General features: G+C 30.3%; 3 protein-coding genes. All 3 read left to right on the top strand.

Annotated elements, in window-relative coordinates; all coding sequences use genetic code 11:
* Positions 1-370: 370 nt before the first annotated feature.
* From DNU06_RS17120 to DNU06_RS17110, 3 genes are read left to right on the top strand one after another with little or no spacing between them, the layout of a single operon-like run.
* Positions 371-601 carry a helix-turn-helix domain-containing protein gene (locus DNU06_RS17120; RefSeq protein WP_111064731.1) on the top strand — a complete coding sequence of 77 codons (231 nt, stop codon included), beginning with the start codon at positions 371-373 and terminating at the stop codon, positions 599-601.
* Between the two features lies 1 nt (position 602).
* A complete protein-coding gene (locus DNU06_RS17115) occupies positions 603-2,654 on the top strand; it encodes a site-specific DNA-methyltransferase (RefSeq protein WP_111064730.1) in 2,052 nt (683 codons plus the stop codon).
* Between the two features lies 1 nt (position 2,655).
* On the top strand, positions 2,656-5,529 hold the full coding sequence (locus DNU06_RS17110) for a type III restriction-modification system endonuclease (RefSeq protein ID WP_111064729.1): 2,874 nt from the start codon (positions 2,656-2,658) through the stop codon (positions 5,527-5,529).
* Positions 5,530-5,748: the final 219 nt, after the last annotated feature.

Here is a 5,748-nt window from a genome sequence, read left to right as displayed (position 1 = left end):
GACCGCAACGACAGTATTAAAAAAAGAAAGCAGTAGTTAACAATACCTATATTCAATTTGCATTTACCAATTAAAAGCAGTGGTAATTAATAAAATAGCGCCAAAACATGGTTTAGATAGTCTAAAATAATTAATTTAGCCTAAACAATGCCTTGGCGGTTATCAAGTTACTTTGTGCAAGGTAATGCAAACAGAAATATAGCCGAGCGTTGTATGCCATAGGGAAAAGCCGACCGCACAAAACAAAGAGTGCCGAAAAAGGCACACATTGTTTTTTTTACCCAACACTACTTCTGGGAACACAATGAATATATTGATTATAATTCAATGACTTTTACTATCTTTCTGCCGAATTATAAAAAGGTTTCAAATGAACCGAATAAAGGAAATTCTAAAGGACAAAGGAATTAGTCAGACTTGGCTTGCAGAAAAAATGGACAAAAGTTATCCGACCATTAATGAATATGCAAGAAACAAAAGACAACCGAGTTTAGAAGACTTATACAAAATAGCAGGAATACTACAAGTAAACGCAAAGGACTTGTTAGTGGATAGTGCCCCTTCGACTACACTCGAGGTTAAAATTAATAAAGGGAAATAAGATGAGTAAAGAACAAATAATAACAGGCAACATACAACCACCAAACAAAGATTTAGAATTCCTTAAACAAAAATTCCCAAACTGTTTTGACAAAAACGGAGCATTTGACTTTGAGAAATTCAAAACCCAACTTTCAAAAAACGAAATCAACTTTTCAAAAGAAAGCTATGGAATGGATTGGTTGGGTAAATCTTACGCTCGTTTATTGGCAACAGACGAAACCACCACGCTATTAAAAGAAGATGAAACTTTTAACCAAAAAGAAGAAAATGAAAACTCTGAAAACTTACTTATAAAGGGCGATAATTTAGAAGTGCTAAAGCACTTATCAAATGCCTATTATGAGAAAATAAAAATGATATATATTGATCCACCTTACAACACAGGTAGTGATGGTTTTGTATATGCAGACGATAGAACATTTACTATAGAAGAATTACAAGAATTAGCAGGCATTAATGAAGAACGTGCCAAACGCATTTTAGACTTTACTCAAAGTAAAAGCAACTCCCACTCGGCTTGGTTAACTTTTATGTACCCAAGACTTTACATTGCCAAACAATTGCTGAAAGAAGATGGTGTAATTTTCATTTCTATTGATGAAAACGAATTAACACAGCTAAGACTTTTGTTAGATGAAATATTTGGTGAGGAAAATTTTATTGAGTGCATATGCTGGAACAAGAGAATTCCAAAAAATGATAAAGGGGTAGGAAATATTCATGAATACATTCTAGTTTATGTCAAAAATAGTGAGTTAAAACCTCTTTTTACAATGCGCAAAGATGGACTAGATGATATTTATGAAATAGTTGAAAAACTAAAAAAGAATAAAATTTCTCTTCCAGAGTCTGAAAAGTTAATTAAAAAACTGTATAAGAAAAATGCATATGATAGGGGTATAACTTTATATAATTCTTTAAGCGAAGATTATAGATTGTGGGGTAAAATTAACATGAGTTGGCCAAATGCCGATACATTCGGTCCAACATATGAAGTTAAACACCCAATAACGAAAAAACCTGTTAATATACCTGACAGAGGGTGGAGATGGAAAGAAGATACATTTAACAAAGCCTCCTTGCGAGTTAACGGTAAATACAAAGAAATCAAAAAACTACATGACGGAAGTATTTTGTGTGGTAAAATTTGGTTTGCTTCGGACGAAAACACACAACCAAGTTCGGTAACATTTTTAGATGATGTCAACATGTTTCTATTGAGGTCTATTTTATCTTTTAAAAGTGATGGCGGAATTGAACTTGAAGGACTTTTCGATAATAAAAGTTATTTCTCGTACCCTAAACCAACTAAATTATTACGTGTTTTAATAAGTTCATACGTAAATGGGGAATCTGATACTGTCCTTGATTTCTTTGCAGGTTCGGGAACTACAGGAGATGCTGTAATGCAACTTAATGCAGAAGATGGAGGGAAAAGAAAATTTATTTTAGCACAACTACCAGAATTAATTGATAACAAGAAAAATAAAGCTGCTTACGATTTTGTGAAAAACAAATTAAACATAGAAACACCTACCATTTTTGACATTACAAAAGAAAGGTTGATAAGAGCGAGTAAAAAAATTCAAGAAGAAAATAAAGAGAAAGACTTAACCAAACAAGATTTAGGATTCAAAGTATTTGAAACAATGCCGATTTGGGAAAATTATAATTTTGAATCAGAAGAACTTGAAAAACAAATAAGTTTATTTGACGAAAACATACTAACCAAAGAAGACATAAAGGCACTATTGGCAACTTGGAAAACCTATGATGGTATTTCACTTACTGAATCTATACAAGAAACTGATTTAAATGGCTATACAGCACATTACAGTAATGAGAAATTATACTTAATGGATAAAGGTTTTACAACCGAAAACTTGAAAGCATTATTAGAAAAAATAGATAGCGATAAAAGTTTTAATCCAACTACCATCATTGCATTTGGTTATCATTTTGAGAGTAAAAATTTGCGTGAAATAAGCGAAAACATTAAGTCTTATACTAATAAAAAAAGTATTGATATTGACTTTATAACACGCTACTAATATGAAAGGATTTAATTTTGAAAAAAATCTACAGCATCAAACACAAGCGGTAAAAAGTACGGTTAAAGTGTTTGATAATTTAGAAATAGAAAAAGCAAAAGGAGTTGACAAACAATTTCTTAATCCTATCTTAAATATTTATGATGGTAATAATACCTATCCTAAAAACATTATAGAATTACAAAAAGTAAATAATATTGAAGGAAAGGTAAACCTTAACAGTAACATCATAGATATTATGATGGAAACAGGAACAGGAAAAACCTATACTTACACCAAAACCATTTTTGAACTCAATAAAAATTACGGTCTTTTCAAATTTATTGTCATTGTCCCTACACTTTCTATTAAAGCAGGAACAGTAGATTTTTTAAAAAGTGATAGTGCAAGAGCACATTTTAAAGAGCAATACGGCAAAACCATTAAATTACATATTGTAGAAAGTAAAAAAGGTGGTAAAAATAAAAAATCATATATGCCACCGGCTGTAAATAGTTTTGTAAACGCAGGCGTTTACGAAAAAAACAGCATTCAAGTAATGGTGATCAATGCAGGAATGATAAACTCTGAAACAATGCAAAAGAGTTTTGATAAAGGAATATTTGATAAACATACAATTCCTTTTAAAGCAATTTCTGCTGTCAAACCTTTTCTAATTATTGATGAACCTCATAAGTTTTCAAAAGCCAATAAAACTTGGGAGAATATTCAAAAAATGAAACCGCAATTTATATTGCGTTATGGCGCAACATTTAAAGAATATGAAAATTTAGTTTACACATTAACCGCTGTCGATTCTTTCAATCGTAATCTAGTAAAAGGCGTAATAGGTCATATTACAGAGTTTGAAAGCGGAAAGAATGCTATTGTAAAACTCAATAATACTGATGGTAAAGAAGCCACATTTGAATTGTTAGAAGACAAAAGCAAAAAGACATTTAAACTTACTAAAAAAGAAAGTTTACAAAGAGTACATCCAGCAATGGAAGATTTGTATGTAGAGAGTTTAAATAAAAGTATAGTTGTTTTATCTAATGGAATTGAATTATCAAAAGGTGATAAATTAAACCCTTATTCTTATGCAGAAAAACTGCAAGAAATAATGATTCAAAAAGCAATAAAAAGCCACTTTGATAATGAAAAACAATTACTTACGCGACCTGTAAAAATTAAACCTATTACACTATTCTTTATTGATAACATTGATGAATACAGAAATGAAGATGGTTATTTAAGAACCACGATTGAAAGTTTAATAAAAGCAGAAGTAGAAACTTTACTTAAAACCGAAAAGAATACGTTTTACAAAGCGTATCTTGAAAAAACTCTGGAAGATATAAGTCTTACACATGCAGGTTATTTTTCAAAGGATAATTCAGAGAAAGATGAAGCGATTGAAAAAGAAATAAACGAAATATTGCACGACAAACAAGCAATGCTTGATTTGGATAATCCAAGACGTTTTATTTTTTCGAAATGGACTTTACGAGAAGGATGGGATAATCCTAATGTTTTTCAAATTTGTAAATTAAGAAGTAGTGGTAGCGATATTTCTAAACTGCAAGAAGTTGGTAGAGGTTTAAGACTTCCTGTAAATGAATACGGTAACCGAGTAAAAGACGAACAGTTTTATCTTAATTACTTTGTGGATTTTACAGAAAGTGATTTTGTAGATAAATTAGTAAATGAAATAAACGAGAAATCTGGTGCAATTTCAATGGAGGTTATTCCTGAAAAATTAACAGACGATATCGTTAAGAAAATCTGTGAATTATACGAAACCACAGAAGATGATTTATTTGAAATATTAGACGATAATAATGTTGTAACAAGGTCTAATAAATTCAAAGAAGGTGGATTTGATTTTATAAAACATAACTACCCTAAAATATTTGAAGGTGTTGGCTCTAATAAAGTTAGAAAATCTACTGATAAGAAAAAGCAAGTTAGTATTCGAACAGAAAAATACAGCGAATTAAAAGAGCTTTGGGAAAAATTAAATGAAAAGGTAATTTTAGAATACAAGTTTGAAAAAGAAGACAAATTCAAATCACTTTTTGTTAATTTCTTGAATGAGCAAAACAGTAATTTTACCATTGAAGGCATAAAAGAAAGAACAGCACAAATAGAAATAACTGATAACATTGCTGGAGTTAAAGAAGAACAAGAAATTTATGGAAATGAAATAACGCCAATTTCCACAATGAAGTACAGTAGTTTCTTGAAGGAGTTAGCAAAAACACTAAATATCAATATAAAGACTTTAAACAGTTCATTTATTGATTCTAATATCGACATAAACAAATTTCTAAATATTGCCACAGTCCGCATTATTAAGCAAAAATTTGAGAATTATCTAATGTACAACGCAATAGATAAATTTGGAATTGAATATCAAAAAGTGAGCAATGAAATTCATCCAACCAAATTTACAGACGAAAAAGGAAATGTTTTAAATGAAATTTCTGCTTCTGATGTTGGAGTTATGTATTCCGAGAATAATGTTGCCGACACTTATTTACTTGATGAATTATTTTACGATTCTGAATTAGAAAAACAGAATATTGAACAAAACTTGAAAGAAGTAGTTGTTTTCTCTAAAATCCCAAAAAACTCAATAAAGATTCCTGTTGCTGGCGGAAAAAGTTATTCGCCTGATTTTGCTTATGTTTTGAATTATGAAGACAAATCGAAAAAACTATACTTTGTTGTAGAAACAAAAAACACAGCAGAAGAAAGTTTGAGGAATGAGGAAAAACAGAAAATAAGACACGCAGAAAAGTTCTTTGGCGATACAATTAAGATTAAATTTAGAAAGCAATTCAGTAATAAAAAAATAGAAAATTTAATACGTGAAATTATAGTTGAAAAATAGCCAGCGCAAGTTCAAGCACATTGCAATCCTCGTTCCTGCGGTTGCAAAGAGCTTTCTCGCCAACGCAAAAAAAAGAAAACGGCAAACAACAAAATGTAAAATTCATAATTGCTAAGTACCTTAGCAACAACGAAATTTTACACAAACGTTGTGTTTCATAAAGTATGCTAAATTACATTAGAAGAAATATCGATTTTATACAGAATTTAGCTAAGAATA

It is taken from the genome of Putridiphycobacter roseus (genome assembly GCF_003234935.1).
Lineage (GTDB): Bacteria > Bacteroidota > Bacteroidia > Flavobacteriales_D > Crocinitomicaceae > Putridiphycobacter > Putridiphycobacter roseus.
Note: the sequence above shows the minus strand (reverse complement) of the source record. Positions and strands in the feature narration are given on the sequence as shown.